The 26815-nt window shown below is 70.8% G+C and carries 25 protein-coding genes; 14 read left to right on the top strand and 11 right to left on the bottom strand.

Features of this window, described 5'->3' with window-relative positions; all coding sequences use genetic code 11:
• Positions 1-3 precede the first annotated feature (3 nt).
• Entirely contained in the window at positions 4-918 is a 915-nt protein-coding gene (locus ACGFZA_RS27845; protein ID WP_393682637.1) for an NmrA/HSCARG family protein, read from the top strand.
• 39 nt (positions 919-957) lie between these two features.
• Here ACGFZA_RS27845 and ACGFZA_RS27840 read toward each other — a convergent pair whose 3' ends face one another.
• Positions 958-1425: an Lrp/AsnC family transcriptional regulator gene (locus ACGFZA_RS27840; protein ID WP_385278934.1), complete on the bottom strand. Its 468-nt coding sequence runs from the start codon at positions 1423-1425 to the stop codon at positions 958-960.
• A gap of 94 nt (positions 1426-1519) precedes the next feature.
• Between ACGFZA_RS27840 and ACGFZA_RS27835 the strand changes: the two genes are divergently transcribed.
• Together ACGFZA_RS27835 and ACGFZA_RS27830 are read left to right on the top strand one after the other, a co-directional pair.
• A complete protein-coding gene (locus tag ACGFZA_RS27835; RefSeq protein WP_393682635.1) occupies positions 1520-2371 on the top strand; it encodes an LLM class flavin-dependent oxidoreductase in 852 nt (283 codons plus the stop codon).
• Complete coding sequence (locus ACGFZA_RS27830) at positions 2368-2796, top strand: nucleoside deaminase (RefSeq protein WP_385278930.1); 429 nt, start codon at positions 2368-2370, stop codon at positions 2794-2796. The genes ACGFZA_RS27835 and ACGFZA_RS27830 overlap by 4 nt, the downstream gene beginning before the upstream one ends.
• A gap of 19 nt (positions 2797-2815) precedes the next feature.
• Here the strand turns inward: ACGFZA_RS27830 and ACGFZA_RS27825 are convergent, their stop codons facing one another.
• Positions 2816-3019 (bottom strand): DUF397 domain-containing protein, encoded by a 204-nt coding sequence (locus tag ACGFZA_RS27825; protein ID WP_393682632.1) that lies wholly within the window; start codon positions 3017-3019, stop codon positions 2816-2818.
• Positions 3000-3851: a helix-turn-helix domain-containing protein gene (locus ACGFZA_RS27820; protein WP_393682630.1), complete on the bottom strand. Its 852-nt coding sequence runs from the start codon at positions 3849-3851 to the stop codon at positions 3000-3002. Before ACGFZA_RS27820 ends, ACGFZA_RS27825 begins: the two co-directional genes overlap by 20 nt.
• 120 nt (positions 3852-3971) lie before the next feature.
• Between ACGFZA_RS27820 and ACGFZA_RS27815 the strand changes: the two genes are divergently transcribed.
• Together ACGFZA_RS27815 and ACGFZA_RS27810 are read left to right on the top strand one after the other, a co-directional pair.
• Positions 3972-4190, top strand: coding sequence for a hypothetical protein (locus ACGFZA_RS27815; protein WP_393682628.1), 219 nt, complete (start codon positions 3972-3974; stop codon positions 4188-4190).
• Positions 4187-4600: an ATP-binding protein gene (locus ACGFZA_RS27810; protein WP_393682626.1), complete on the top strand. Its 414-nt coding sequence runs from the start codon at positions 4187-4189 to the stop codon at positions 4598-4600. The genes ACGFZA_RS27815 and ACGFZA_RS27810 overlap by 4 nt, the downstream gene beginning before the upstream one ends.
• On the opposite strand, the gene asnB is transcribed toward ACGFZA_RS27810, so the two are convergent.
• From asnB to ACGFZA_RS27795, 3 genes are all read right to left on the bottom strand, one after another.
• Entirely contained in the window at positions 4590-6419 is a 1830-nt protein-coding gene (asnB, locus tag ACGFZA_RS27805; protein ID WP_393682624.1) for an asparagine synthase (glutamine-hydrolyzing), read from the bottom strand. The two genes, ACGFZA_RS27810 and asnB, sit on opposite strands and share 11 nt — an antisense overlap.
• Positions 6420-6733: 314 nt before the next feature.
• Entirely contained in the window at positions 6734-7768 is a 1035-nt protein-coding gene (locus ACGFZA_RS27800) for a MarR family transcriptional regulator (protein ID WP_393682622.1), read from the bottom strand.
• A gap of 430 nt (positions 7769-8198) precedes the next feature.
• Entirely contained in the window at positions 8199-8837 is a 639-nt protein-coding gene (locus ACGFZA_RS27795) for a TetR/AcrR family transcriptional regulator (protein WP_393682620.1), read from the bottom strand.
• 71 nt (positions 8838-8908) lie between these two features.
• Between ACGFZA_RS27795 and ACGFZA_RS27790 the strand changes: the two genes are divergently transcribed.
• Complete coding sequence (locus ACGFZA_RS27790) at positions 8909-10483, top strand: FAD-dependent monooxygenase (protein WP_393682892.1); 1575 nt, start codon at positions 8909-8911, stop codon at positions 10481-10483.
• Positions 10484-10515: 32 nt separating this feature from the next.
• On the opposite strand, the gene ACGFZA_RS27785 is transcribed toward ACGFZA_RS27790, so the two are convergent.
• Positions 10516-13800: a S41 family peptidase gene (locus ACGFZA_RS27785; RefSeq protein ID WP_393682618.1), complete on the bottom strand. Its 3285-nt coding sequence runs from the start codon at positions 13798-13800 to the stop codon at positions 10516-10518.
• Between the two features lie 167 nt (positions 13801-13967).
• Here ACGFZA_RS27785 and ACGFZA_RS27780 point away from each other — a divergent pair, with 167 nt between their 5' ends.
• Positions 13968-14540, top strand: a complete 573-nt coding sequence (locus ACGFZA_RS27780; RefSeq protein ID WP_385278912.1) for a TetR/AcrR family transcriptional regulator — start codon at positions 13968-13970, stop codon at positions 14538-14540.
• 124 nt (positions 14541-14664) lie between these two features.
• Positions 14665-16908, top strand: coding sequence for an MMPL family transporter (locus ACGFZA_RS27775; RefSeq protein ID WP_385278910.1), 2244 nt, complete (start codon positions 14665-14667; stop codon positions 16906-16908).
• Between the two features lie 180 nt (positions 16909-17088).
• Here the strand turns inward: ACGFZA_RS27775 and ACGFZA_RS27770 are convergent, their stop codons facing one another.
• Positions 17089-17442 (bottom strand): SsgA family sporulation/cell division regulator, encoded by a 354-nt coding sequence (locus ACGFZA_RS27770; protein WP_385278908.1) that lies wholly within the window; start codon positions 17440-17442, stop codon positions 17089-17091.
• Between the two features lie 201 nt (positions 17443-17643).
• Between ACGFZA_RS27770 and ACGFZA_RS27765 the strand changes: the two genes are divergently transcribed.
• The 5 genes from ACGFZA_RS27765 (at position 17644) to ACGFZA_RS27745 (ending at position 22350) form a co-directional block, all read left to right on the top strand.
• Positions 17644-18708 carry an energy-coupling factor ABC transporter permease gene (locus ACGFZA_RS27765; RefSeq protein WP_393682615.1) on the top strand — a complete coding sequence of 355 codons (1065 nt, stop codon included), beginning with the start codon at positions 17644-17646 and terminating at the stop codon, positions 18706-18708.
• A 1-nt stretch (position 18709) separates the two neighbouring features.
• Entirely contained in the window at positions 18710-19471 is a 762-nt protein-coding gene (gene cbiQ / locus ACGFZA_RS27760) for a cobalt ECF transporter T component CbiQ (protein ID WP_393682613.1), read from the top strand.
• Positions 19468-20247, top strand: a complete 780-nt coding sequence (locus ACGFZA_RS27755) for an energy-coupling factor ABC transporter ATP-binding protein (protein ID WP_393682611.1) — start codon at positions 19468-19470, stop codon at positions 20245-20247. The genes cbiQ and ACGFZA_RS27755 overlap by 4 nt, the downstream gene beginning before the upstream one ends.
• Positions 20248-20398: 151 nt before the next feature.
• Positions 20399-21559, top strand: a complete 1161-nt coding sequence (locus ACGFZA_RS27750) for a serine hydrolase domain-containing protein (RefSeq protein ID WP_385279125.1) — start codon at positions 20399-20401, stop codon at positions 21557-21559.
• The gene (locus tag ACGFZA_RS27745; RefSeq protein ID WP_385278900.1) at positions 21556-22350 is read left to right on the top strand and encodes an SDR family NAD(P)-dependent oxidoreductase; all 795 of its coding nucleotides are present in this window, start codon (positions 21556-21558) and stop codon (positions 22348-22350) included. The genes ACGFZA_RS27750 and ACGFZA_RS27745 overlap by 4 nt, the downstream gene beginning before the upstream one ends.
• Before the next feature lie 24 nt (positions 22351-22374).
• Here ACGFZA_RS27745 and ACGFZA_RS27740 read toward each other — a convergent pair whose 3' ends face one another.
• The gene (locus tag ACGFZA_RS27740; protein ID WP_385278898.1) at positions 22375-22857 is read right to left on the bottom strand and encodes a MarR family winged helix-turn-helix transcriptional regulator; all 483 of its coding nucleotides are present in this window, start codon (positions 22855-22857) and stop codon (positions 22375-22377) included.
• Positions 22858-23018: 161 nt separating this feature from the next.
• On the opposite strand from ACGFZA_RS27740, the gene ACGFZA_RS27735 reads away from it, so the two are divergent.
• Positions 23019-24413, top strand: a complete 1395-nt coding sequence (locus tag ACGFZA_RS27735) for an MFS transporter (RefSeq protein WP_393682889.1) — start codon at positions 23019-23021, stop codon at positions 24411-24413.
• Positions 24414-24484: 71 nt separating this feature from the next.
• Here ACGFZA_RS27735 and ACGFZA_RS27730 read toward each other — a convergent pair whose 3' ends face one another.
• The gene (locus ACGFZA_RS27730; RefSeq protein WP_393682887.1) at positions 24485-24931 is read right to left on the bottom strand and encodes a DoxX family protein; all 447 of its coding nucleotides are present in this window, start codon (positions 24929-24931) and stop codon (positions 24485-24487) included.
• Between the two features lie 19 nt (positions 24932-24950).
• Positions 24951-26708, bottom strand: coding sequence for a discoidin domain-containing protein (locus ACGFZA_RS27725; protein ID WP_393682608.1), 1758 nt, complete (start codon positions 26706-26708; stop codon positions 24951-24953).
• Positions 26709-26815 lie beyond the last annotated feature (107 nt).

The raw sequence follows: 26815 nt of genomic DNA, 5'->3' as shown, positions 1-26815 counted from the left end.
ACCATGCCTTCAGATTCCTCCCCCGCCCTGGTAGTCGGAGCCACGGGTCAGCAGGGCGGCGCCACCGCCCGCGCACTGCTCGCGACCGGTGTTCCCGTCCGGGCGCTGGTCCGTGACCCGGACACGGCCCGGGCGAAGGCCGTCGAAGCACTCGGCGCAGAGCTGGTCACCGGCGACCTCGACGACCGCGGCTCCCTGGTCCGGGCTGCCGAAGGGGCCCGCGCGGTCTTCTCCGTGCAGATGCCCGACGTGCACGGACGCGCCTTCGAAGGCGAGGTGGCCCAGGCCGTCAACCTGATCGAGAGCGCGAAGGCGGCGGGAGTGCCGCAGTTCGTGCACACATCCGTCTCCGGCGCCGGGCAGCACGTCAGCTGGGTCACAGGCCGTTGGGCCTGGATGGAGCCCTACTACACCGCGAAGGCCGGGATCCAGGACCGGGTGCGCGAGGCCGGCTTCACGCACTGGACACTCATCAAGCCGGGCTTCTTCATGGAGAACTTCCTCCCGGCCAAGGAGATCATGTTCCCCCGCGGGGTGGAGGGTGGCCTGGTGAGCCTGCTGAAGCCCGCAACCCGGCTGTCCCTCGTCGCGGTCGAGGACATCGGCAGGGCAGCCGCGGCAGCCATTGCCGCGCCGGCGCGCTTCGACGGTGTCGAGCTGGAGCTGGCGAGCGACTTCCTGACGATGACGGAGATCGCCACGATCCTCTCTCTCCACCTCGGCGTCGAGCTGACCGCGCCCGACCTGACAGGGGAAGAGGCGACGGCCGCCGGGATGCCGGACATGGGCTTCGGCCAGTCACACATCAACGAGCACACTCAGCCCGCCCGCCCGGAATTCGCGCGGGCACTCGGCATCCCCCTCCTCACCTTCGAGGAATGGGCCGGAGATCATCTGCGGGACACAGCCGCGCGGTGAGAGGAGCGGCCGCCCGTGCGGGGGGCGCCGATCCGCTCATCACCGGGCGGTGACATCCACCCGGGGCTCGCGCGGGCCGCGCAGCGGCAGCGTCCGGCTGAAGACGAGGTTGGTGGTCGTGCTCCCGAACTCGGCCAGCGCGTCGACGATTTCCTCCAGGTGCGCCATCGAGGTGGCCGCCACCTTCAGGACGTAGCAGTCGTCCCCGGTGGTACGCAGGCACTCCAGGATCTCCGGCCGCTCCCGGAGCATGCGGTGCAACGGCTCGTGCCGGCTCCCCGGGTACTTCAGCCGGACGACCGCCAGGGCCACATACCCGGCCCGCTCCAGATCCACTTCCGCGCGGTACCCCGTGACGACCCCGGCCGCCTCCAGCCGCCGCACCCGCTCCGTCGTCGCCGACGCGCTCAGGTTCACCCGCCGGGCCAGCTCCGTGAACGCGATCCTGCCGTCCCGCTGGAGCTCGTCGAGGATCGCCCAGTCGGTCGCATCAAGATTCTCGGCCATTCGCGCAGATTACCGGGGGATCCACGGGTGAACTGCGCCTGCACAGGCAGGAATCCCTTCAGCCGACCGGTACGGCCTGGCTAGGCTCGGCCCCATGAAGATCGGAGTGAACGTCCTCAACTTCGGACCCGGCACCGACCCCGGAGTCCTGCACGACTGGGCCCGGACCGTGGAGGGACTGGGCTTCGACCTGCTGATGGTCTCCGACCACATCGCCATCACGCCCGATGTCGCCGAGCAGTATCCGGCCCCCTTCTACGAGCCCTTCACCACCTTGTCCTGGCTGGCCGGTCTCACCACCCGGATACGGCTCGGTACGACGGTCCTCATCGCCCCCTACCGGCACCCGCTGCTCACCGCCCGGATGGCGGCCAACCTGGACGCCCTCAGCGGCGGCCGGCTGGTCCTCGGCGTGGGGGTGGGCTGGGCGCGGCAGGAGTTCGCCGCCCTCGGCGTCCCCTTCGAGCAGCGGGGACGACTGACCGACGCCGCCCTGAGGGACATGCGGGAGGCGTGGGCCGACACGGCCGCGTACGGAAGCGGGACGATCCCGCTGTGGGTCGGCGGCAACAGCGACGCGGGCCTGCGCCGGGCCGTGCGGCTCGGGGACGCCTGGCATCCGCTGCGCTGCACGATGCCCTGGCTGCGGGACGCCGCGGACCGGCTGAAGTCGGCCGCGTACGAAGAGGGCCTCCCCGTACCCGCCTTCGCCCCCCGGATCGTGCTCCGTCCCACCGCCACGCCGGTCGACGGCCCGCAACGCCTCGCCGGCGAGGGGACGATCGACCAGATCATGGACGACCTCGACCGACTGCGGCTGATGGGCGCCGACACGGTCGTCCTCGACCCGTACCACGGCGACCCACGCGAGACCATGCATCCGCAGCCGGCCCAGCAGGCACTCGCCACGGTGGCCGCACACCTGAACCTGAAGGAGCAGCCATGACCACGCCCGACGACCACACCCTCCTCCGACGGGCCATCGCCCTCGCGGCCGAGGCGCGCGAAAGCGGCAACCCGCCGTTCGGCTCGCTGCTGGCGGCCCCGGACGGGACGGTCCTGGCCGAGGACCGCAACACGACACTCACCGACCGGGACATCACCGCGCACCCCGAACTGAAGCTCGCACGCTGGGCGGCGAGGGAACTGGACGCGGCCACGGCGGCGGCCACCACGATGTACACCAGCTGCCAGGCCTGCTCGATGTGCGAGGCGGCCATCCAGCAGGCGGGGCTGCGTCGCGTGGTGTTCGCCCTGTCGAGCGAACAGCTCCTGGACATCAGGCCGGGCAACGGCCGCCCGCCCGTGCCGCAGGAGGGACCGGCGCTGCTGGAGGAGGTGCGGGCGGTGATGGAGCCGTACTACGCCTGACCTCTGCGTTTCCGGCAGGTCAGGGCGCCTTGACGGCCTCGACGAACGGCGCCCAGGCGGCGGCGTTCACGATGAGCACGGGGCCGTCGGGGCACTTGGAGTCGCGTACGGGGACGAGGCCGGGGTGGGCTTCGGCTACTTCGAGGCAGTTACCGCCATCGCCGTTGCTGTGGCTGCTCTTGCGCCAGGCCGCAGCGCTGAGGTCAAGGTCGGGGCTGGCCATGCCGGTACTCCTCAGCCGCCTTGTCGATCAGAGTGAGGGACGCCTCTGGCGGCAGTGCAGCGGCCCTGAGCCGATCGTAGGCCTTGCGGTATCGCATCACGAGGGCCGGATCATCGATGGTCTGACCGTGGTAGGCGCCCTCTGTGTAGAGCAGCGGTGGCTCGTTGTCGAAATCCATGAGAAAAAGCGGCAATTCAGTGAGGGAGCGGGTCGGGCCGTTCCACGGAAGGATCTGTGCAACGATGCGGCGGCGTCGCATCAGGGTGCCGATGTGGTCCAACTGCTCCGCCATCTCGGCAGGCGGGATGATGGGGTGGTCCACCAGGGCCTCATGAAGGATCACCCAATACTCAGGCCTCTTGGGGTTGGTGAAGAGCCGGGCTCGCCCCAGTCGGCTGTCGATCTTGGCCTCGACTTCCTCCGGTGAGTCCAATGAATGCGCGGAGTCGACGAGGGCACGGGCATACGCCCGGGTCTGCAGAAGTCCGGGAATCAGGGTGCCGGACCATTCGCTGATGGACCGAGCCCGCGTCTCGGCCTCCATGACCCCGGCGAAGTACGCGGCATGAGCCCCCTGCTTGGCTTTCCGTACGTCTTCACAACGCCGTTGGAAGAACCCGTCCGTCCCCAGCACCCGGTCCACATGCTGCGCCAGTTCCACCGGCATCCGCCGATGCCCGTGCTCGATCTCGCTCAGGTACGTGATGCCGAAGAAGCTGCCCTCGACCAGCTTCTCCAGGGTCAGGCCCGCTTCCTCCCTCTTGAAGCGCAGCTCCTTCCCGTAGAACTGCGGGACTCCCGCCGATCCGTCGATCTCCTTGCGTGTGGCCACTCTGCCGACCGCCTTTCGCGCTGTGCTCTGTGGAGCGGGAACCTCTTTCACGGTAGAGGTCCGTACGGCAGCGTGTGAGGCGTTCGTCACAGTCAGCAACGAAAGGTGTACGGGCCCCTCATGGACGACTCGCAGCACGTCACGTACGACATCGGCGCGGAGATCGACGCTCTCCGTGCCGCGCTCACCGCGCACGGCATCACCCTCCCCTCGCTCGGCGTCGACCCCCTGACCCTCGCCGCGCGCACGACCCGGCCGCCGCTGATCGCGCTCGGCAACTGCAACGCGGCCACCGCGCATCGGCTGGCCGAGGCGCTGCGCATGGCGGCCGGAGGGTGACGGGGGTGCTGCCGCTCTCGGTGGACCTGATCGCCGTGCCGAAGGCCGTGCCGGAGGTGCGGCGGATGCTGCGGACGTGGTTCGGGGCTGCGGATGTGGGCGATCTGGGCCTGTGCGTCAGCGAGTTGCTGACCAACGTGATCGATCACCTCGGTGAGGGGACGCCGGTCACGCTGCGGATCAGCGGTACGCGGGCCGGTCGCATCCGTGTCGCGGTGAGCGATCCCGCGCCCGGTGTCCGGCCGGTGCTCCGGTCCGCCGGGGCCGACCGCACGTCCGGGCGCGGCATGTGGCTCGTGGATGCGCTGGCGCTGGGATGGGGCGTGGAGCAGGGGCCGTACAGCAAGACCGTGTGGTGCGAACTGAGGGCCCCTGCCGAGTCCTGCCTCGCCGCCGGGGTCAGACCTTGACCGTCGGACGGTGGAGGTCGAACCACGCCCCCAGGTCGAGGGTCCGCTCCAGGAGCATCCGCTGCTGCTGGTTCAGGTCGGCGGCCGGGAGGGTGGTGGCCTCGGTGAGGCGTTCCCGGTTGACCAGGTCCGTCGCCGCGTGCCCGGATCGCAGCAGGCCGGCCCCCTGGGACTGGATGGCCTCGACATAGGCGGGGTCGAACGTGCCCGGGTATCCGCTCTTCTTGCGGTTGGCGACGGATGCGGGCAGGACGTCACGGGTGGCGGCGCGCAACAGGCTCTTCTCGCGGCCGTCGAAGGTCTTGAGGGACCAGGGGGCGTTGAAGACGTACTGCACGAGACGGTGGTCGCAGAACGGGACGCGGACCTCCAGGCCGACCGCCATGCTCATCCGGTCCTTGCGGTCCAGGAGGACCTGCACCATGCGGGTCAGATGGAGGTAGCTGACGACCCGCATGCGCTGGTCGAGGCCGGTCTCACCGTCGAGGACGGGGGTCTCCGCGACGGCCGTGCGGTAGCTCTCGGCGAGGAAGTCGCCGAGGCCGAGCGCGGGCTTGAGGTCCTCGCTGACCTGGCTGCCCGACTCGATCAGCGCGTGAGAGCCCGCCAGCCAGGGGAACGTCTCGGCGTGGCGCCGCTCGTCGTGGAACCACGGATAGCCGCCGAACACCTCGTCGGCCGACTCGCCGGACAGGGCCACGGTGGAGTGGCGGCGGACCGCGGCGAAGAGCAGGTAGAGGGAGTTGTCGCGGTCGCCTATGCCGGTCGGCAGGTCACGGGCGCCGACCGCCGCGCGGCGGACCTCGGGGGCCGACAGGGCTGCCCCGTCCAGGATGATGTCCTGGTGGGCGCAGCCGACGTGTTCGGCGAGGGCGTGGACGTAGGGAGTGTCCTGGGTGGGCGAGACGTCCATGGCCTGGAAGTGCTTGTCCTGGTCGGGGAAGTCGACGGCGAAGCTGCGCACCGTCTCGCCCTGGGGCGCGAGGTGGATCTGTGAGAGAGCCGTGAGCGCGGAGGAGTCCAGGCCGCCGGAGAGCAGCGTGCAGCGGGGCACGTCGGCGACGAGCTGGCGCTGGACGATGTCGTCGAGTAACTCCCGCACGTGCGCGACTGTTTGGTCCTTGCTGTCGGTGTGGGGCTCGGAACGCAGCTGCCAGTAGGTGTGGCGGCGCATTCCGCCGCGGTCGAGGACGATGATCTCGCCGGGCCGCACCTCGTGCATGCCTTCCCAGACGGCGGCACCGGGGGTCTTGGCCCCGGCGAAGACCTCACGCAGTCCGTCGAGGCCCACGACGGGGGAGACGGTGGGGTTGGCCAGGATCGCCTTGGGTTCCGAGCCGAAGATGACGCCGTCCTCGGTCTCGTAGTAGTAGAACGGCTTGATGCCCATCCGGTCGCGGATCATCACCAGGCGCTCGGTCCGGGCGTCCCAGATGGCGAAGGCGTACATCCCGTTGAGGTGTTCCACGAGCTTCTCGCCCCACACGACGTAGCCCCGCAGGACCACTTCGGTGTCGGAGTCGGTGTCGAACCGCTGTCCGGCACGGCGTAGTTCCGCGCGCAGCTCGGTGAAGTTGTACGCCTCGCCGGAGTAGACCATGCAGACCGCTCCGTCGGGAGTGTCCACGGTCATCGGCTGCGCACCGCCGGGGAGGTCGATCACGGCGAGCCGCCGGTGCCCCAGGGCGGCGTGGGGTGCTACCCATGCGCCCGCCGCGTCCGGGCCGCGGCACGACATGGTCTGTGTCATGGCGTCGATGTCATCGTGATGTTCCGTCAGATCGCGGCGGTAGGAGACCCAGCCGGTGATTCCGCACATACGAACCTCGATTCACTCGATCGAAGAAAGTTGCCTCGGATGACTGTTGCCCCATACATGCAGTGAGTCCACGACGCGTCACCGATTGCCTGTGTGGTATTTCAGACAGGTAAATTCCTGTTAACGGCAGGTTTCGTGCAGGTCCGGAAACTTTGAGCCAATCACGGGGTGAGAGCGAAATTCCCTGGTGGGGCGGTGTCGGGCAATCGATCTCGCTCAGCGCCGGGGCGTTCGCGGCCGGCCGTGGATCGCAGACGGAGCGGCCAGTGCAACCGGCGGGGGAGTCGGGCCGGGTGGGCGGGCGGGGGAGTGCGTCAGCGCAGCTTCAGTTGCTCGCGCAGCCGCTTTACGTGGGCCTGGATGTCGCGCTCGATGCAGGGATCTTCGGCGGGCGCCGGACCGGCGTCGGAGCCCTGGATGGGCTGTCGGCAGGGTGCGCACAGGCCGTCGCGGAAGGCTTCGGCCTGGCCGGGGGCGCCGCAGTCGGTGCATTCGACCATCAGGCGGGGTGTGGGCGTGCCCGGCGGTGCGGGGGCAGGGGTGGCGGGCTGCCGGGGCGGGAGCTTGGTAATGAGGCGCTTCCTCACGAAGCCGAGGGGTGAATCGACGGTCGCGGGAAGCCCTGCGGTGAGGGTGTGGAGGAAGTAGTCGGCGTCCGCACCGCGTGCGAACCACTCGGCGGCGAGCTCCTCCAGCTCCCGGCAGTCGTCCTGCGAGAGCCCCAGGCGCCTGTCGGCGGGGCCCAGCCGGGTCAGGGCGAGGTAGGCGGGCGACGGGTCCACCGGCGTGGCGGGCTGGGGCTGCCCGGTGCGCTGGGGCGGTACGACGGGGCCGGGGGCGGGCGTGTCGGGCTTTTCGGGTGCGGCGGCGGAGGTTGCGGGCTCGGCGGGGACCCACGGCGGTGGGGGCGTGGCGGATGTGGTCACTGGCTCCGGCAGGTGGTGGCGTGCCTCGGCGGTGAGGAAAGTGTTCCACCACTCGTTGTCGCGGGCGGTGCGGGACCAGAAGGTGCGGGTGACCCAGCGGAGGTTGTCGCCGTCGCCGACCGCGCACCGGGCCTGGCGCAGGTGACCGGCCACGCCCAGGGCCCGAAGTGCGCTGCCGACGGCCATCTGCCCGTACAGCGGTTGGCATTTGGCGAGCGACTTGATGTTCATGGCGGCGCCCTCGGGGAGCGTGTCTACGTATCCGGCGATGTACCGCTCCCGCTCGGGCAGGCACGCGAAGTCGTCATCGCGGGGCGGGAGCTGGTCCGGGACGGAACGCTTGCCGTAGCCGGGGCTGGCCTTCGGGCACGGAGCCGGGACTGCGGGCGTCGGCAGGGCAGGACTAAAGTTCTGGATAGCCACGAGATCGGTGTCGTCTTTCGATCTTGGGTGAGACCCCGGCCGGTGCATCAACACCGCGTCGGGGTCGTTACGTTGGGGGCACCGTAGGCAGCCGCGACGCTGCGCCGCAAGTCGGTCACAAACGGTCATACTTGCTCGCCGTTACGGGTCAGGGAGGTGGGGGAGGTTTCCCCGACCACCTTCTTTTACCCACCGGTTGTCAGACATCGCTCGACTCTCGAAACCCGGACCTCGGCGCTCGGATCCCGAGGGCCGAGACTCGGGCCGAGCGCCCGTCACGTACCCACGAAAGAGTGAACAGGGCCTTCCGAAGCTCGACTCTCGAACCCCGAGTCTCGAACCCCGAGTCTCGAACCCCGAGTCTCGAGCCCCGAGTCTCGGACCCTGGTCTCGTCCGGCCGTCGGAGGCGCACCAACCGCCTGTGCACTCCTACTTCAGCGCCGCCTCCAGTGCGTCGAACGCCGCGCACACCCGTGTCCTGTGGTCGTCTGCCAGCGCCTCCGCAGCCTCCCCCGCGAGCAGGCGGCGGGCGGTGGTGAGGTAGTTGGAGCGGTAGGCGGCGACGATCAGGGCCGCCGCGAAGGCCGGGTCGGCGGATCCGGGGTCGGTCTCCGCAAGCGCTCGGGCCAGGGCGTTCTCCACCTCCTCGACGGCCTCGCGGGCGCGGGCGCACAGGGCGGGTGACGCGATGACGATCCGCCAGAAGGCCGGGAAGTCGTCGTCCACGGCGGACAGCGGGTGGTGCTGATCGAGGAGTTCGAGTGCCAGGCGGCGCAGTGCGCCCAACGGGGTGTCGTTCGGTCCCCGTAGCCGCACGGCCCCAGTGAACAACTCGATCGCCTGGGGGGTGCGGTCGAGGAAGAGGTCCTCCTTGCGCGGGAAGTGGTTGAAGACCGTCATGGTGGAGACCTCGGCGGCCCGCGCGACGTCAGCGACTGTCACAGCGTCGAAGCCGTTCGCCAGGAACAGCCCCGTCGCCACATCCGAGATCCGCTGCCGCGTCGCCCGTTTCTTGCGCTCCCGCAGGGGCAGCGCGGCTGCTTCGCGGGTTTCCCGTTCCTTCGTCATGACGGAAGCATATCGATGAACCTATAGCGGATACATGTTTGTAGTGACTAAAGTTATCTGTCATGGATCTCATGACGCACTACGACGTGGTGGTGGTCGGCGCCGGGCCCGTCGGCCTGATGCTCGGCTGCGAACTTGGACTCGGCGGGGTGCCCCGTGTGTTGGTCGTCGAGCGCCTGACCGAAGTGGACGAGACGATCAAGGCGGGGGCCATCAACATCCCCACCGCCGTGGCCCTCGACCGGCGGGGGTTTCTGCCCGCGCTGGTGAAGGTCCAGCAGGAGTCGATGGACCGGTTCCGGGAGTTCCAGCGGTCGCGCGGCGGGGACGGGAACGCTCCGCCGCCCCCGAAGTTCGCCGGGCACTTCGCCGGGATCATGCTCGATGCGGCCCTGCTCGATGCGGCGGATCCGGCCTTCGCGGACGTGGGTCCCGCAGGGGACGTGGGCATGGTGGCTCAGTCCTCGCTGGAGGTGATGCTCGCCGAGCGCGCCGGGGAGCTCGGCGTCGAGCTGCGTCGCGGGGTCGAGATGACAGGTTTTGAGCAGGACGACGACGGGGTGACCGTGCACCTGGCGTCGGTCGACGGTTCGGCGCCCGAGTCCGTACGGGCGGGCCGGCTGGTCGGCTGCGACGGCGGACGCAGCCTCGTGCGCAAGCTCGCCGGGTTCGACTTCCCCGGTACGCCGCCGGAGATCACCGGTTACCAGGCGCTGGCCGGCCTGACCGGTGCCGAAGGGCTCGCGGGCGGCTGGACCGCGACGGACACCGGCGTCTACACCCACGGTCCGCTCCCCGGCCGCGTCCTCACCGTCGAGTTCGACGGGCCGCCCGTCGACCGTACGGCGCCCGTCACTGCCGAGGAGTTGCAAGGCAGCCTGCGCCGGGTGTCCGGTGTGGACGTCACCGTGACCGAGGTGGGCACGGTGACGCGGTTCACCGACAACTGCCGTCAGGTCACCAGTTATCGGGCCGGCCGGGTGCTGCTCGCGGGCGACTCCGCCCATGTGCACTCGCCGTTCGGCGGGCAGGGACTGAACCTCGGCATGGGGGACGCGATGAACCTGGGCTGGAAGCTTGCCGCCGTGGCGTGCGGCCGGGCACCGGAGAGCCTCCTCGACTCGTACACGAGCGAACGGCACCCGATCGGCGCTTGGGTGCTGGACTGGACGCGCGCCCAGATCGCGCTCATGCGACCGGAGTCGCACGCGCGCAAGCTGCGCGAGGTGTTCACCGACATGACGCATACGGTCGACGGCACCACGCACCTGGTCAAGAAGATCTCCGGTGTCTGGCAGCGCTATGACCTGCCGGGCAGCCATCCACTGGTCGGTGGCAGCGCGCCCGACCTGGAGTTCGCCGACGGCACCCGGCTCGCCGACCACCTTCACGGCGGCCGCGCCCTGCTTCTCGACCTGCGCGACGATGCGGAGCTGCGTGCTGTGGCCGAAGGCTACGGGGACCGGGTGGACGTCAGGACGGCCGTCTGCCCCGGGCGGCCGGAGCTGTCCGGGCTTCTGGTGCGGCCGGACGGGTTCACGGCCTGGGCTGAGGACCGCCCCGGTGCGAGCGCCCCGGCCAAGCCGGAGGCCGCCTTGACCGACGCGCTGGAGCGGTGGTTCGGGGCGCCGGCGGGGCGTCCGTAGCGGGGGCCGGAGGGCGTGCGGGGGCGGCCCCGTTACCGCGGCGGCAGCGGCGGCCGCCTTCGGTCCGGGGCCGTGTCGTACGTCGGTGCGGTCGCCGGGGGGTGGGCGGCCAGTAGGTCCAGGGCGACCCGCACCGCGTCGTCCAGGACGGCGTGGCGGCCCTCCGCCCAGTCCAGCGGGGTGCGTAGCGCCTCCAGGTCCGGCTCCACGCCGTGGTTCTCCACCGACCAGCCGTACGTGTCGAACCAGGCCGCGTTCATCGGGACGGTGATCACCGTGCCGTCGCCCAGGCGGTGGCGGCCCGTCATGCCGACGACCCCGCCCCAGGTGCGCTGGCCCACCACCGGGCCCAGCTTCAAGAGGCGGAACGCGGCGGTGATCATGTCGCCGTCGGAGGAGGTCGCCTCGTCGGCCAGGGCGACGACCGGGCCCCGGGGAGCGTTGGAGGCGTAGGAGACCGGTTGGGCGTCGCGGGTGAGGTCCCAGCCGAGGATGGTGCGGGTGAGCTTTTCGATGACCAGTTCGCTGATGTGGCCGCCCGCGTTGCCGCGTACGTCGACGATCAGGGCCGGGCGGGAGACCTCCAGGCGCAGGTCGCGGTTGAACTGGGCCCAGCCCGAGCCGCCCATGTCGGGAATGTGCAGGTAGCCGCAGCGGCCGCCGCTCAGGTCGCGTACGACTTCGCGGCGTTTGGCCACCCAGTCCTGGTAGCGCAGCGGGCGTTCGTCGACCAGGGGGACGATCGCGACGCGGCGGGAGCGGCCCTCGCCCTCGGCGGGGCGGAAGGTCAGTTCGACCGTGGTGCCGCCCGCGGCGGAGAGCAGGGGGTAGGGGCCGGCGACCGGGTCGACCGGGCGGCCGTCGACGTGGGTGAGGACCGCGCCCTCGCGGATGCCCGTACCGGCCAGCGGGGAGCGGGCCTTGGAGTCGGAGGAGTCGCCGGGCAGGATCCGCCGGATGACCCATGCGCCGTCCCGGCAGAGGAAGTTGGCGCCGAGCAGGCCGATCGCCCGCTGGTAGTGCGGGGGGCCCTCGTTGCGGCGGGCGGGGGAGACGTAGGCGTGGGACGTGCCCAGTTCGCCCAGGACTTCGCGGAGGAGGTCGGCGAACTCGTCGGGGGTGGCGACCCGTTCGACCAGGGGGCGGTACTGGTCGAGGACGGCCGGCCAGTCGATGCCGCACATGTCCGGCTCCCAGAAGTAGGAGCGGATGAGGCGGCCCGCCTCGTCGTAGGCTCCCCGCCACTCGGCCGGCGGGTCGGCCTCGTGCAGGATGCGGCGCAGGTCCAGGTAGACGGTGGAGTCGTTGTCGCCGGGCTCGGTGGCGGGGACGGCGCGCAGTTCGCCGTCGTCCATGACCACGAGGCGGGAGGCGTCGCCGCTGACGGCGAACCAGTCGAGGTGGTCGACGAGTTCGCTCTTCTTCGCCTTGGTGATGTTGAAGTACTCCAGGGTCGGGCGGCCCGACATGTCCGCCGGGTTGGCGAACGTCTCGCCGAGCGCGCCCGAGATCGGCCAGCGCAGCCAGACCAGCCCGCCGCCGCTGACCGGATACAGCGCCGAGTACTTGGAGGCGGAGACGGGGAAGGGGGTGACCCGGCTCTCCAGGCCCTCGAACTCGACCGTGACCGTGGAGCCCTCGGCCGCCTCCGCCTCGTCGGAGTCCAGCGGGTCCAGGCCGCCCGCGGCGGGCCGGCCGTCGGGGGAGAGGGCGAAGGGGGAGGGGGTCGCCGAGGAGAGCGGGACCAGGTACGGGCGGCAGCCGAGGGGGAAGGAGAGGTCGCCGGTGTGCACGTCGTACACCGGGTCGAAGCCGCGCCAGGAGAGGAAGGCGAGATAGCGGCCGTCGCTGGTGAAGACGGGGTTCTCGTCCTCGAAGCGGCCGTTGGTGACGTCGACGGTCACGGGGGAGCCGGTGCCCTGGATACGGGCGAGTTTGATCTTGCGCAGCGAGCGGCCGATGCCGGGGTGCGACCAGGTCAGCCAGGCGCCGTCCGGGGAGAACGCCAGATCGCGGACCGGGCCGTTGACGGAGCGGATCAGTTCGGTGGGCTCGCCGGTGGACGTCTCCTCGTCGGTGTCCAGGAGGAGGAGACGGCCGTCGTGCGAGGCGATGGCGAGCCGTTCGCCGTCCGGGTCGGCGATCAGTTCCTGGACCCGGCCGATCCGGCCCGAGGCGAGCCGGCGCGGCGCGCGGTCGCCGCTGGCGCGCGGCAGGGAGGCGATCTCGATCGCGTCCTCGCCCTCCGCGTCGGTGACGTACGCGACCTGGCCACCGCTGCCGAGCATCTCCGGCAGCCGGACCCGGACGCCGGGGGTGTCGGCGATGGTGCGGGCGGGGCCGTCGCGGTGGGTCAGCCAGTACAGGCTGCCGCGGACGGCGACGGCGCTGGCCCGGCCGGTCTCGTCCACGGAGAGCGAGTCGATGTTGCTGGCGGCCGGTACCTGGTACGTGCGCCGGCCGGCGCGCGGGCCGCCGAGCCGGACCTCCAGCTTGCGGGGCACGGCGTCGGGCGACTGGAGGTCGTCGACCAGCCACACCTCGCCCGCGCACTGGTAGACGACCCGCCGTCCGTCGCTGGAGGCGTGCCGGGCGTAGAACGCGTCGTGGTCCGTGTGGCGGCGCAGGTCCGTGCCGTCGGGCAGGCAGGAGTAGAGGTTGCCGACGCCCTCGTGGTCGGAGAGGAACGCGATGCGGCCGCCGACGAACATCGGTGAGTCCAGGTGCCCGCCGATGTCCGGGAGCAGCCGCTCGCCGTGCAGCCACAGCCGCCCGGTCGCGCCGCCCCGGTACCGCTTCCAGGCGGCCGGCTCGTGCGGCGGCTTTCCGGTGAGGAGCAGGGTGCGGCGCTCGCCGTCGACGTCGGCGACGGCGATGTCGGAGACCGGGCCCCAGGGCAGCCTGCCCCCGGGGCTGCCGTCCGTGGGCACGCTGTAGGCCCAGGAGAAGTAGGAGAACGGCTGCCGGTGCGAGGACACGGCCAGGATCTGTGCGGAGTCCCCGGGGTCGGGCGTCCAGCCGCAGACCCGGGCGTCCGTCGAGCCCCAGTAGGTGAGCCGGCGGGCCGGGCCGCCGGCGACGGGCGCCAGATGGATCTCCGGGTCGAGGCTGCGCCAGGTCGTGTAGGCGATCCGGGTCCCGTCGGGGGAGAAGCGCGGATGGCTGACTCTGGTGCGGTCGACGGTCACGCGCCAGGCGCGCCCGGGCACCTCGCCCTCGGGGACGAGGGGGGCCACCCAGAGATCGTCCTCCGCGGCGAAGCAGAGCAGATCGTCGTGGAGGTGCGGGAACCGGAGATACGAGACGTCGTCACTCACCCCCCAATGCTTTCCGCGTGAGGGGGCCGCGGCAACTTGTGGTGCGGAACACAAGCGAAACGATTTCGTTTCGCTGGGCGCCCGGGGTACCGTCGATGTGTACGAAACAGTTTCGTTCGATTGACTGACGAACGAATCGCCCGAGCTCAGGGAACAGGAGGTCGACCATGGCACGCACACGGCTCACGCCCGAGCGTGAGAGCGAGCTGTACGCCGCCGTGCTCGACCTGCTCCGCGAGGTCGGTTACGACGCCCTCACGATGGACGCCGTCGCCGCCCGTACCCGTTCCAGCAAGGCCACCCTCTACCGCCAGTGGGGGAGCAAGCCCGAGCTCGTCGTCACGGCCATGCGGCACAACAAGCCCGTTTCCCTCAGCGACGTCGACACCGGCTCGCTGCGCGGTGACTTCCATGCCGTCCTGGGCCGTAGTGACGACTGTCAGATGGAGAAGGACTCCGCGCTGATGCGGGGCCTGAGCCATGCCGTCCATGAGAACCCCGACCTCCTGCAGGCCCTGCGCGAGCTGCTGATCGAGCCGGAGATGACCGGCCTCGACCTGCTGCTGCGACGGGCCGTGGACCGGGGGGAAGTGCGTCCGGACAATCCGGCGCTCAAATATCTGCCCCATATGCTGATCGGTGCGTTCGCCGCTCGGCAGCTCGTCGAGGACCGCCCGGTGGACCAGGCGTTCCTCTTCGACTACGTCGACTCCGTGATCCTCCCCGCTCTCGGAGTCTGACCGCCGTCCCCACGGCACACCCGCACGGCCCCCTCCCCAAGCCCCACCTGACACGCCGCTCTCGTCGTCGGGCTGGTTCCTCACGCCCTTTTCCACTCAACGACCTGACCGGGAGTACGCCTCCGTGGCCACATTCCTCTACAAGCTCGGACGGCTCGCCTTCCGGCGCCGCCGCTATGTCGCCCTGATCTGGGTGGCACTGCTGGCACTCGCCGGATTCGGCGCGGCCTCCGCGTCCACCGCCACCTCCAGCTCCTTCTCGATCCCGGGTACGGAGGCGCAGAAGGCCTTCGACCTGCTGGAACAGCGCTTCCCCGACTCCAGTGCCGACGGCGCGACCGCGCGCATCGTCTTCAAGGCCCCCGAGGGCGAGAAGATGACGGACCCGGCCAACAAGGCCGAGGTCAAGAAGATCACCGGTGAGCTGGAGTCCGGCTCGGACCAGATCGCCTCGGTGGCCGACCCGTACGCCGGCGGCGGCAAGGCCGTCTCCAAGAACGGCACGACCGCGTACATCTCGGTGACGTACAAGGTCAACTCGATGGAGCTGACCGACGCGACCCGGGACGCCCTGGAGGACTCGGGCGAGGCGGCGCAGAAGAGCGGGATGACCGTGGAGATCGGCGGTGACGCGCTCCAGGTGATGCCGGAGACCGGTGCCACCGAGGTCATCGGTATCGCGCTGGCGGCGGTGGTGCTCGTCATCACCTTCGGCTCGCTGATCGCTGCGGGGCTGCCGCTGCTGACCGCCCTGATCGGTGTCGGCATCGGTGTCTCGACGATCACCGCCCTGGCCAATGTGCTCGACCTCGGGTCCACCACCTCGACCCTCGCGATGATGATCGGCCTCGCGGTCGGCATCGACTACGCGCTCTTCATCGTCTCCCGCTACCGCGCCGAACTGGCCGAGGGCCGGGAGCGCGAGGAAGCGGCCGGCCGTGCGGTCGGCACCGCGGGTTCCGCGGTCGTCTTCGCCGGGCTCACCGTGGTCATCGCCCTGGTCGGCCTGGCCGTCGTCAACATCCCGATGCTGTCGAAGATGGGCTTCGCCGCCGCCGGTACGGTCGCGATCGCCGTCCTCATCGCCCTCACCCTCGTCCCGGCCATGCTGGGCTTCGTGGGCAAGCGGGTCATGGGACGCAAGGCGCGCAAGGCCGCCGAGGCGGAGAACAAGCCCGACGCCAAGCCGAACATGGGCACCCGCTGGGCGCGGTTCGTGCTGCGCAAGCCGGTGTGGGTGCTGCTGGTCGGTGTCATCGGCCTGGGCACGATCGCGATCCCGGCCGCTTCGCTGGAGATGGGTCTGCCGGACGACGGCTCCCAGCCCACCAGCACCACCCAGCGCCGCGCCTACGACACGCTCTCCGAGGGCTTCGGCCCCGGCTTCAACGGCCCGCTGCTGGTCGTCGTCGACACCGCGAACAGCTCCGACGGCAAGACCGCCGCGAAGCAGGTCGGTGACGAGATCTCCGGCATGAAGGGTGTCGTCGCCGTCACCCCGGCCACCTTCAACAAGGCCGGCGACGCGGCGATGATCACCGTCATCCCGAAGGACCGGCCGAGCTCCGTCGAGACGGAGAACGTGGTCCACGCGATCCGCGACGCGGGCAAGGACATCAAGTCCGACACCGGCGCCGAGGTGCTCGTCACCGGTGCCACCGCGATGAACATCGACTTCTCGCAGAAGATGAACGACGCGCTGCTGCCCTACCTGGCGCTCGTCGTCGGCCTCGCCTTCCTGCTGCTGATGGTGGTCTTCCGGTCGATCCTGGTGCCGCTGAAGGCGGCGCTCGGCTTCCTGCTCTCGGTCGTCGCGGCCCTGGGCGCGGTCGTCGCGGTCTTCCAGTGGGGCTGGCTCGGCGGACTGTTCGGGGTCGAGCAGACCGGTCCGATCATGTCGATGATGCCGATCTTCATGGTGGGTGTGGTCTTCGGTCTCGCGATGGACTACGAGGTCTTCCTCGTGACGCGGATGCGTGAGGCGTACGTCCACGGCGAGAAGCCCGGCCAGGCCATCGTCACCGGCTTCAAGCACGGTGCCCGGGTCGTCACGGCCGCGGCCGTGATCATGATGGCGGTCTTCTCCGGATTCATCGGCTCCAGCGAGCAGATGATCAAGATGATCGGCTTCTCCCTGGCCATCGCCGTCTTCTTCGACGCGTTCGTCGTCCGCATGGCCATCGTGCCCGCGGTGCTCGCGCTGCTCGGGAAGCGTGCCTGGTGGCTGCCGCGCTGGCTGGACCGGGCGCTGCCCAACGTGGACGTCGAGGGTGAGGGGCTGCGCAAGGAGCTCTCCACCACCTCCGGCGGCGACGCGGGCGACGCCGGTCCGGACGCGGGCGGAGAGCGTGAGCTGAGCCGCGTCTGAGCCGGCCGGAGAGCGCCCGTCGGGCTGCTCGAACGAGCCGCTGACCTCCGGGGCCGCGTCTGAGCGGAACGCGGCCCCGGAAGCGCCGGTTACCTGTGGGGACGGGGGGCCGGAGCGACGAGAGCCCCCGTGCACATGTGCACGGGGGCTCTCGCCATGAGGTGGCGGCGGGCGGGCGTATCAGGCGGGCGCGGTCTCGGTTCTGGGTGCCTGGCGGTGCGTGCGTCGCAGGAACCGGATCAGTGGCGCGCAGTCGAACTGCACCACGTCGACTCCTCCCGCCGCATGGTGTTCGACGACCAGCTGGACCCGGCCGCACGGCCAGATCCGGAAGCTGTCCTCTTCGGAGGGGGAGCGCAGACCGCGCTCCAGCAGATCGCGGGGGACCGCCCACTGCGTGCCGCCGGGGAAGGCGACCTGGATGGTGTCGGGGGCGGCGGCGGTGTCGTACCGCAGCTCGACGGGGACCACGGGCAGGTCGCGGGCGTCGGTGACGAGCCGGGCTCGGGCATGTTCTTTGATCACGGGGGACATGGGCCGGCTCCTCCTGTGCACATCCGTCTTCTCTTGGGTCTTCGTCATCCAATGTCCCATATTTTCGTAAAAGAGCACGATAGGGCGACTTGGTAGTTGTGACGGACCCGCTCTTGCAAAGGCTTCGCAACAAGGCCCTATCATTGAGAGGTTCATGACCCCGCGCAGCAATGCAGGAACGCAGGAAGCGGAGCCGCCCCCATGCACGTACCCGACGGATTCATCAACGCACCCGTCTCCGCCGTCGCCGGAGTCGTGGCTGCCGGAGCCGTGGCCGTCAGCCTGAAAGGGGCCCGGCGGGAGCTGAACGAACGCACCGCGCCGCTGGCCGGGCTGGTCGCCGCCTTCATCTTCGCCGTGCAGATGCTGAACTTCCCCGTCGCGGCCGGCACCAGCGGGCACCTGCTGGGAGGGGCGCTGGCCGCGATCCTGGTCGGGCCCTACACCGGGATCCTCTGCATATCCGTCGTCCTCCTGATGCAGGGCATCCTCTTCGCCGACGGCGGGCTCACCGCGCTCGGCGTGAACATCCTCGACATGGGCATCGTGACCACCGTCGTCGCCTACGCCCTCTTCCGCGGCCTGGTCGGCGTGCTGCCCCGCACCCGCCGCTCCATGACCGCCGCGTCCTTCGTCGCCGCGCTGGTCTCCGTACCGGCCGCGGCCGCCGCCTTCACGCTGATGTACTGGATCGGCGGCACGACCGACATCCCGATCGGCAAGGTCTTCACCGCGATGGTCGGGGTCCACGTCCTGATCGGCATCGGCGAGGCCGCGATCACCGCGCTGACCGTCGGCGCCGTCATCGCCGTCCGCCCCGACCTGGTCCACGGTGCCCGGGGCCTCACCGCCCCGCTCAAGCTCCGCATCGACGGCGAACTCGTCGACGCCCCCGCTCCCGCCCGCGAGACCGCCGTCGCACACCGCTCCACCAAGGGCCTGTGGGCCACCGGCCTGGTCACCGCCCTCGTCCTGGCCGGCTTCGTCTCCTTCTACGCCTCCGCCAACCCGGACGGCCTGGAGAAGGTCGCCACCGACCAGGGCATCGACAAGGAGGCCAAGGACCACGCCGCCAAGGACTCCCCGCTCGCCGATTACGGCGTCAAGGACGTCTCCGACGCCCGGCTCTCCGGCGGACTGGCCGGCGTGATCGGCGTCGGTGCCACCCTCGTCGTCGGCAGCGGCGCGTTCTACGTGGTCAGCCGCCGCCGTCGCACGGACGACGAGCCCGCGCACAGCGACTCCCGTACCGACGAGAGGGTCTGACGTGGGCGCGGGCCACGCCCACAAGCTCTACCGGCACGGGCACTCGCCGGTCCACGACCTGCCGCCGCACTGCAAGCTCGCCGCGGTCTTCGCCTTCGTCGTGGTCGTCGTCACCACCCCGCGCGAGGCCGTGTGGGCCTTCGGGCTGTACGCGCTGCTGATCGCGGGCGCCACCGCCGCGGCCCGCATCCCGGCCGCCTTCCTCCTCAAGCGGCTGCTGATCGAGGTGCCGTTCGTCGCCTTCGCCCTGCTCATGCCGTTCGTCGTGCCCGGCGAGCAGACCCACGTCCTCGGGCTCTCCGTCAGCGTCCCCGGACTCTGGGGCGCCTGGAACGTCCTCGCCAAGGGCACCCTCGGCGTCGCAGCCTCCGTGCTCCTCGCCTCCACCACCGAGCTGCGCTCCCTGCTGCTCGGCCTCCAGCGCCTGAAGCTGCCTCCGCTGCTCGTCCAGATCGCCTCCTTCATGATCCGGTACGGCGATGTGATCACCGACGAGATGCGCCGGATGTCCATCGCCCGCCGCTCGCGCGGATTCGAGGCGCGCGGCATACGGCAGTGGGGTGTCCTCGGCAAGACGGCGGGCGCCCTGTTCATCCGGTCGTACGAACGCGGCGAACGCGTCCACCTCGCGATGGTCAGCCGCGGCTACACCGGCTCCATGCCGGTGATCGACGAGGTGACGGCCTCGCGTACCCAGTGGGCGTACGCCTCGGTACTCCCCCTGCTCGCCCTCGTCGTCTGTCTGCTGGGATGGACCGTATGAGCCAGCCCTCCGCCACACCCGCACCGCCGCCCTCCCTGGAGGTCAGCGGTCTCGCCTACGCCTACCCCGACGGCCACCAGGCGCTCTTCGGCGTCGACCTGACCGTCGCCCGCGGCGAGCGCGTGGCCCTGCTCGGCCCGAACGGCGCCGGCAAGACCACCCTCGTCCTCCACCTCAACGGCATCCTCGACGCCGGAGCCGGCAGCGTCCGGGTGGCCGGGCTCCCGGTCGAGAAGCGCAACCTCGCCGAGATCCGCCGCCGCGTCGGCATCGTCTTCCAGGACCCCGACGACCAGCTCTTCATGCCCACCGTCCGCGAGGACGTCGCCTTCGGGCCCGCCGCCGGCGGGCTGCGCGGCGCCGAACTGGAGGAGCGCGTCACCGAAGCGCTCAAGCAGGTCGGCATGGAGGAGTACGCGAACCGGCCCCCGCACCACCTGTCCTTCGGCCAGCGCCGCCGCATCGCCGTCGCCACGGTCCTCGCCATGCGGCCGGAGATCCTCGTCCTGGACGAACCCTCCTCCAACCTCGACCCGGCGGCCCGCCGCGAACTCGCCGACATCCTGCGGTCCCTGGACGTCACCGTGCTGATGGTGACGCACGACCTGCCGTACGCCCTGGAGCTCTGCGGCCGCGCGGTCATCCTCAGTGAGGGCGTCATCGCCGCCGACGACCGCACCCAGGACCTCCTGTGCGACGAGGAACTGATGCGCACCCACCGGCTGGAGCTCCCCTTCGGGTTCGACCCGCGGTCCGTGACGGTTCGTGTGCCGTGACGCCTCGTGTGCCGTGATGCTTCGCGTGCCGTGATGCTTCGCGTACCGTGACGCCTCACGTTCCGGGACGGTGAACTTGAGGTGACCCGCCCCACCCGCGACCTGCGGCGCAATGCACCATGGGGGGATGAGCGGGAGCGCAGGAGCAGGCGTGGACGTACGGGGCACGGCGGCGCCCGGATTCGAACCGGTCCGGGATGCTTTCATCCGAAACTTCGAGCAGCGCGGAGACCGCGGGGCAGCGGTCACCGTCTACCGGCACGGGCGCAAGGTCGTCGACCTGTGGGCCGGAACGAGAGATGTCGACGGCGTCGAACCGTGGGCCGTCGACACCGTGCAGATCGTCCGCTCGGCCGGCAAGGGCATCGCCGCGGCCGTCCCGCTGCTGCTGCACCAGCGCGGCCAGATCGACCTGCACGCCCCGGTCGGCACGTACTGGCCGGAGTTCAAGGCGAACGGCAAGGAACGCGTCCTCGTCCGCCACCTCCTCGCCCACCGGGCCGGACTCCCGGCCCTGGACCGGCCGCTGACCCCCGACGAGGCGGCCGACGGGGTGAGCGGTCCGCAGGCGGTCGCCGCCCAGCGCCCCCAGTGGGAGCCCGGAACGGATCACGGCTACCACGCGCAGACCTACAGCTGGCTCGTCGGTGAACTGGTGCGACGCGTCACCGGGCGGACCGTCGGCCGCTGGGTCGCCGAGGAGATCGCCCGCCCGCTCGGCCTGGACTTCTGGTTCGGGATCCCGGCGGACGAGGCACACCGGATCGGCCGGATCGGGCCGGTCGAGGCGCCCTCGGGTGACGGCACGGGCGCGTTGCGGATGCGCCCCAAGCGCTCGGTCGTCGAGGCCTACCGCGACCCGGAGTCGCTGACCCGCCGGGCGTTCGGCGCCATCGACCCGCTGCCCGACGAGAACGACCCCGGCTACCGGGCCGCCGAACTCCCCGCGTCCAACGGCACCGCCACCGCGCGCGGCCTGGCCCGCTGCTACGCCGCGATGATCGGCCCGGTCGATGGGCACCGGCTGTTCGCCCCGGCCACCCTCACCCTGGCCCGCACCGAGGAGTCGGCGGGCCCGGACCGGGTCCTGGTCGTCAACACCCGTTTCGGGCTGGGCTACATGCTCCACGGCCCGGCCAGCCCGCTGCTCGCACCCGGCTCCTTCGGGCACCCGGGGAGGGGCGGTTCGCTGGGCTTCGCCGACCCCGAATCCGGCATCGCCTTCGGCTATGTGACGAACGGTCTGCAGAAGGGAGTCACCGCCGACCCCCGTGCCCAGGCGCTGGTACGCGCGCTACGTTCGGCGCTATGACTTCTGCCGCGCTTTCGCGCTTCGACGGATACAGCGTCCTCGTCACCGGCGCCGGCCAGGGCATCGGCGCCGCCATCGCCCGCCGGCTGGCCGCCGAGGGTGCCCGCGTCCTGGTCACCGACCTCGACGGCGACCGGGCGGGGCGTGTGGCGACGCGGATCCGGGAGAGCGGCGGTGAGGCCGATGCCTTCGCCTGCGACGTGGCCGACCGGGCGGCGGTCGAAGCGGCGGTGGAGCAGGCCGTCTCCCGGTTCGGCGGACTCGACGTGCTGGTCAACAACGCCTACGCGTGCACGCCGGACGCCGCGCTCTTCGAGGACGAGCCGGACGAGGTCTGGCAGCGCGACCTGGACGTCACGCTCTCCGGCGCCTACCGCTGCGCGCGTGCCGCGCTGCCGCATCTCGCCGCGTCCGGCCGGGGCGCGATCGTGAGCATCGGCTCGGTCAACGGGGTGCAGGACTTCGGCAACCACGCCTACAGCGCCGCCAAGGCGGGCCTGGCCGGCCTCACCCGTACGCTCGCGGGTCATGCCGGACCGCGCGGGGTGCGGGTCAACCTGGTCACGCCCGGCACGATCCGCACCGACGCCTGGGCCGGCCGCGAGGCCGAGCTGTCCCGGGTGAGCGGCCTCTACCCGCTCGGCCGGGTCGGCGAACCGGAGGACATCGCCGCCGCCGTCGCCTTCCTCGCCTCGCGCGACGCGGCGTGGGTCACCGGCACGACCCTGTGCGTGGACGGCGGGCTGACCGCGGTGAACACGGGCTTCCGGCAGGCGCTCGCGCAGGACTGAGGCTGTCCCGCACGTCCCGGCGGATCAGCCGTTCGCGCGGTTCGTCGCGTCGTCGTACACGCCCACGATCCGCGCCAGGAACGCCGCCACGACCGCCTGCTCGTCCGGCGAGAGCTCCGCGGCGGCCTCCGTGACACCGTCGATGACCGGCGATACGTGCTCGTACGCCGTGGCGCCCCAGTGCGCGGCCGGGGCGACGATCACCTTGCGGCGGTCGGTGGGGTGCGGTTCGCGGAGGGCGTGGCCGCCCGCGACGAGCCGGTCGATCACCAGCGTCGTCGCCGCCGTCGAGGCGTCCAGTCTGCGGGCGAGCTCGGTGGGCGTCGTCGGCCCGACGTTGACGAGGTGGTCCATCACGGCGAGACCGGCGGCGTCCACGTGCAGCCGGCGGCCCAGGAACCGCTCGAACCGCTGCTGCCGGAGCGTGAGATTCCGCAGCTGCTCACGGATGGCACCACCGCTCGGCGTGGGCTCTGCGGGATCGGCGGCAGGCAGATTGACATCCATGCGGCTCAGGATACTCTCGATATTGCTAATAAAATTGGTAATCAATGATCTGAGGTAAAATGAGCGCGGATCCGATCGCGGCCGGCGCCGGAGCCACCGCCCCGGCCGAGGACCGGGCGGGGGATGCCCCGTACCGGTGGCGCTGGCTGATCCTGGCGGTGATGCTCGTCGCGGAGATCATGGACCTGCTGGACGCGTCCATCGTCAACGTGGCCGGACCCGAACTGGAGAAGTCCCTCGGGGCGGGTCCGGTCGGCCTCCAATGGGTGATCGGCGGCTACGCACTCACCCTGGGCGCCGGTCTGATCCTGGGCGGCAGGCTCGGCGACCGGTACGGGCGCCGCCGGATGTTCCTGACCGGTCTCGCCGCCTTCACCCTCACCTCGCTGCTCTGCGCGTGCGCTCCGGGCATCGGGGCGCTGATCGTCTTCCGGCTGCTCCAGGGCGCCGCGGGCGCGATGCTCCTGCCGCAGGGCCTCGGCCTGCTGCGGGAGAACTTCTCCGGCGCCGAACTCACCAAGGTCTTCGGCATCTTCGGACCCGTTCTCGGCCTCGGCGGGATCATCGGCCCGGTGCTGGGCGGCGGACTGATCCAGGGCGACTTCCTGGGCCTCGGCTGGCGGCTGGTCTTCCTGGTCAACCTGCCCATCGGCATCGCCGCGCTGATCGTCGCCGCGAAAGTCGTACCGAAGAAGCCCGGCGACCGCACGGTGGTCGTCGACGGGGTGGGCGCGGCCCTGGTGGCCCTGTCCTGCGCCCTGCTGGTCCTGCCGCTGAATCAGGGCCAGGAGTCCGGATGGCCGCTGTGGACCTGGCTGTCCATGGCCGCGTCCGCCCTCGGATTCGCCGCCTTCGCCCTCCAGCAGCGCCGCACCGCCGCCCGGGAACGCGAGCCGCTGGTGACCCCCGCGCTGCTGCGCAAGCCCGCGTTCACCGTGGGGCTCGGCGGAATCGCGCTGTTCTTCGGCGGACTGGTCGGCAGCCAGCTCGTCCTCACCCTGTACCTCCAGATCGGACAGCACTTCACCGCCGGTGAGGCCGGTCTCGGCAACCTGCCGCTCGCCGTGGGGACGGCGATCGGCGGCGCGGTCAGCGGTGCGTTCCTCGCCGAACGGATCGGCCGGGCGGTCCTCCAGATCGGCCCGCTCGTGCAGCTCGCGGGCGCCGGACTGCTCTGGTACGAGCTCGGCGCGACCGGGTCGTTCTCCGTGTGGGACATCGCGCCCGGGGTGGCAGTCTCCGGCATCGGCGCGGGCATGGTGATCGCCGCCCTGTTCAGCTTCATCCTCGCCGCCGTCGACGACAGCGAGATCGGCTCCGCCTCCGGCGTGCTCACGGCGGTGCAGTCCATCGGCGGCTCGATCGGCGTGGCCGTCTTCGGCTCGGTGTTCTTCGACCGGGCGGGCGCCGGTGAGTTCACCGCCGGCTTCCGCCACGCGCTGATCGCGCAGGCCTGCCTGCTGGCGGCGTTCCTCGCCGTCACGCTCCTGCTGCCGAAGAAGGCCAGGCCCGAGGGCGAGGAGTACGCGCAGGCGGCGGAGCGCCCCGCCGGGTGACGGCTCCGGCACACGGCACCGGCCCCCCGGAGGCAGTCCCGGGGGGCCGGTGTGCGGACGTACCCGTCCCCTCAGGCGGGTACCCCCAGGTGCTGCTCCTGCCGCGTCCCCGCGCTCTCCCGGGTGGCTCCGCGGAAGACCGGCAGCCGGTCCATGGCCAGCACGCCCGGACCGGAGAAGACGAGCAGCAGCAGCGTCCAGCAGAAGAAGGCCGCCGCCTCGCCGCCGTTCTGTATCGGCAGCAGGCCTGCCCGCTGGTGGACGTCGAAGTACGCGAACGCCATGGAGCCGGAGCCCACCAGTGCGGCCGTTCTCGTACCGAGGCCGAGCAGCACCAGGGCGCCGCCGACCAGTTGGATGACGGCCGCGTACCACCCCGGCCAGGTGCCCGCGGAGAGCATCGGCCTGCCGAGCACGCCGAAGAGCGACGCGATGCCATGGCAGGTGAAGAGCAGTCCGACGACGATCCGGAACAGGCTGAGCGCGTAGGGCTGAGCCCGTCCGAGGCGCGTGACCATCATGAGTGCCCGCCTCCTGTCAGCTGTAGACGCCGAACTCGTAGAGCGAGTAGCCGTAACCGGAGCCGCGTGCGATGCCGTTGACGCGGACGTAGCGGCCGGTGCCGTTGACGTCGATGTCGTCGATGTCGCCGTTGCCGTCGGTCACCGACTTCACCGTCGTCCAGTTCTGCCCGTCCTCGGACGTCTGGATGTCGTACGCCTTACCGAACGCCGGGTCCCAGGCGAGCTGGACGTGCTTGAACGTCGTCGAGGCGCCGAGGTCGACCTGGAGCCACTGGGGGTCGCTCCAGTCGCTGGCCCAGCGGGTGTCGAACGTGCCGTCCACCGCGTTGGCCGCACCGCACGGGCAGCCGCCGGTCGGGTCGGTCTGGAAGCTGGACGCGGTGGCGGTCTTGCCCCGGGACACGTTCGTCCCGTCCACCTTCGGCGGGACCACCTTGAGGGACTTGGTCTCGATGCCCTCGTTGCCCTTTCCGTCCGTGGCCTTCACATAGACCTTGTAGACGCCCGTCTTGCTCGGGGCCTTCGCGGTCAGCGTGCCGTCGCCGTTGTCCTTGGTCTCGGCGGGGACCAGCGCCTTGTTCTGGTCGATGTAGTTGCTGCTGAAGAGGACCTGGTAGGTGATCGCGTCGCCGTCGGGGTCACTGGTGCGGGTGCTGATCTTCACGTCGCCGCCGGTGGGGACGCCGGTGGTGGCACCTTCCACCGCCATGTCCGTGATCACCGGCGGGGTGTTGTCGCCCGAGGTGCCGGCCCCGTAGGCCTTCTTCACGGCGTAGTACGAAAGACGCTTCTCACCGCCGGGGAGCAGGTTGAACCAGACGCCGCCGAAGTCGTCCTCGACGCCGTAGTGGAACATCGTGGCGCCGAGCGCCACCCCGGTGTGCCCGGTGATGCAGCCCCAGGCCTTCTCGTACCCCTCGGCCTTGGCGACGTCGGTCGGCTCGGCCGGGACGCCGTTCGCGTCGTCGTCGACCTCCCACTCACCGGCCGGACCGGTCTCGGTGACGATGTAGGGCTTGTCGTAACCTCCCTGCTCCCAGTCGGACTTGATGTTGCAGACGGCGTTGTAGGCGTTGACGGCGTACAGGTCCAGGTCCGGGGCGTTCTTCTTGTAGTACGGCCACGCACCGGTCCAGGCGTCGGTCGAGGTCACCGGGTGGTTCGGGTCGACCTGGTGGATCTTCTTCGCGATGTCGTTGACGAAGGTCGTGTACGCGTTGCGCTGGGCTTCCAGCTCGTCGCCGCCGTAACAGTTCTGGAGGCCGAGCGTGGACTCGTTGCCCACGTTCCACATCAGCACGCCGGGGTTGTCCTTGTAGGTGTCGACCCACTTGGGGAACTCGGCGAGCATGTTGTTCTTGTACTCGGTGTCCGTCAGGTAGTTCACACAGCCACCGCTCCCGGGGCCGCCGCCCGGCTGGAGCCAGAAGCCGGCGATCACCTTGATGCCGTTGGCCGCCGCCGTGTCGAAGAGCGGCTTGCTGGTGGCATCGGTGCCCCAGGTGCGGATGGTGTTGACGCCCATGGACTTCACGTCGGGCATGTACTTCCCGGCGTCGGCGACCGAGGGGCCCCAGGTGAGGCCCTTGACCGTGTACGGCGAACCGTCCACGGTCAGCTGCCAGTCGCCCTGTGAACCGGTGACCTTCACGACGTTTCCGGCCGCCTGGGCGGCGGGCGCCTGCGCGGCGAGCAGACCGCCGCCGAGCAGCGCCGCCGCCGCGAGCGGCGCCACCAGGCGTTTGGCCTTGCGTGTGGGGGGATGGTGCATCAGGTTGCTCCTTGCGGGTGGGGAGGGTGTGACGTACGCGATCTTGGAGAGCGCTCTCCGTCGAAGGCCGAAAAAAGGCCCCGTGGTGTGGGGGGTGTGGGGCTGTG

The sequence above is a fragment of the Streptomyces sp. NPDC048211 genome, from assembly GCF_043202315.1.
GTDB lineage: Bacteria > Actinomycetota > Actinomycetes > Streptomycetales > Streptomycetaceae > Streptomyces.
The sequence above is the reverse complement of the archived record's forward strand: the minus strand, read 5'-3'. Positions and strand labels throughout refer to the sequence as shown.

Bases quoted from the DNA above. Each gene is read 5' to 3' on its own strand.
- ACGFZA_RS27735 (WP_393682889.1), top strand. From the start codon at position 23,019: ATGCTCGTCGCGGAGATCATGGACCTGCTGGACGCGTCCATCGTCAAC.
- ACGFZA_RS27825 (WP_393682632.1), bottom strand. From the start codon at position 3,019: ATGGCCAGCCCCGACCTTGACCTCAGCGCTGCGGCCTGGCGCAAGAGC.
- ACGFZA_RS27730 (WP_393682887.1), bottom strand. From the start codon at position 24,931: ATGGTCACGCGCCTCGGACGGGCTCAGCCCTACGCGCTCAGCCTGTTC.
- ACGFZA_RS27835 (WP_393682635.1), top strand. From the start codon at position 1,520: ATGAAGATCGGAGTGAACGTCCTCAACTTCGGACCCGGCACCGACCCC.
- ACGFZA_RS27740 (WP_385278898.1), bottom strand. From the start codon at position 22,857: ATGGATGTCAATCTGCCTGCCGCCGATCCCGCAGAGCCCACGCCGAGC.
- ACGFZA_RS27765 (WP_393682615.1), top strand. From the start codon at position 17,644: ATGCACGTACCCGACGGATTCATCAACGCACCCGTCTCCGCCGTCGCC.
- asnB (WP_393682624.1), bottom strand. From the start codon at position 6,419: ATGTGCGGAATCACCGGCTGGGTCTCCTACCGCCGCGATCTGACGGAA.
- ACGFZA_RS27845 (WP_393682637.1), top strand. From the start codon at position 4: ATGCCTTCAGATTCCTCCCCCGCCCTGGTAGTCGGAGCCACGGGTCAG.
- ACGFZA_RS27780 (WP_385278912.1), top strand. From the start codon at position 13,968: ATGGCACGCACACGGCTCACGCCCGAGCGTGAGAGCGAGCTGTACGCC.
- ACGFZA_RS27745 (WP_385278900.1), top strand. From the start codon at position 21,556: ATGACTTCTGCCGCGCTTTCGCGCTTCGACGGATACAGCGTCCTCGTC.
- ACGFZA_RS27815 (WP_393682628.1), top strand. From the start codon at position 3,972: ATGGACGACTCGCAGCACGTCACGTACGACATCGGCGCGGAGATCGAC.
- ACGFZA_RS27840 (WP_385278934.1), bottom strand. From the start codon at position 1,425: ATGGCCGAGAATCTTGATGCGACCGACTGGGCGATCCTCGACGAGCTC.
- ACGFZA_RS27755 (WP_393682611.1), top strand. From the start codon at position 19,468: ATGAGCCAGCCCTCCGCCACACCCGCACCGCCGCCCTCCCTGGAGGTC.
- ACGFZA_RS27790 (WP_393682892.1), top strand. From the start codon at position 8,909: ATGACGCACTACGACGTGGTGGTGGTCGGCGCCGGGCCCGTCGGCCTG.
- ACGFZA_RS27795 (WP_393682620.1), bottom strand. From the start codon at position 8,837: ATGACGAAGGAACGGGAAACCCGCGAAGCAGCCGCGCTGCCCCTGCGG.
- ACGFZA_RS27830 (WP_385278930.1), top strand. From the start codon at position 2,368: ATGACCACGCCCGACGACCACACCCTCCTCCGACGGGCCATCGCCCTC.
- ACGFZA_RS27725 (WP_393682608.1), bottom strand. From the start codon at position 26,708: ATGCACCATCCCCCCACACGCAAGGCCAAACGCCTGGTGGCGCCGCTC.
- ACGFZA_RS27770 (WP_385278908.1), bottom strand. From the start codon at position 17,442: ATGTCCCCCGTGATCAAAGAACATGCCCGAGCCCGGCTCGTCACCGAC.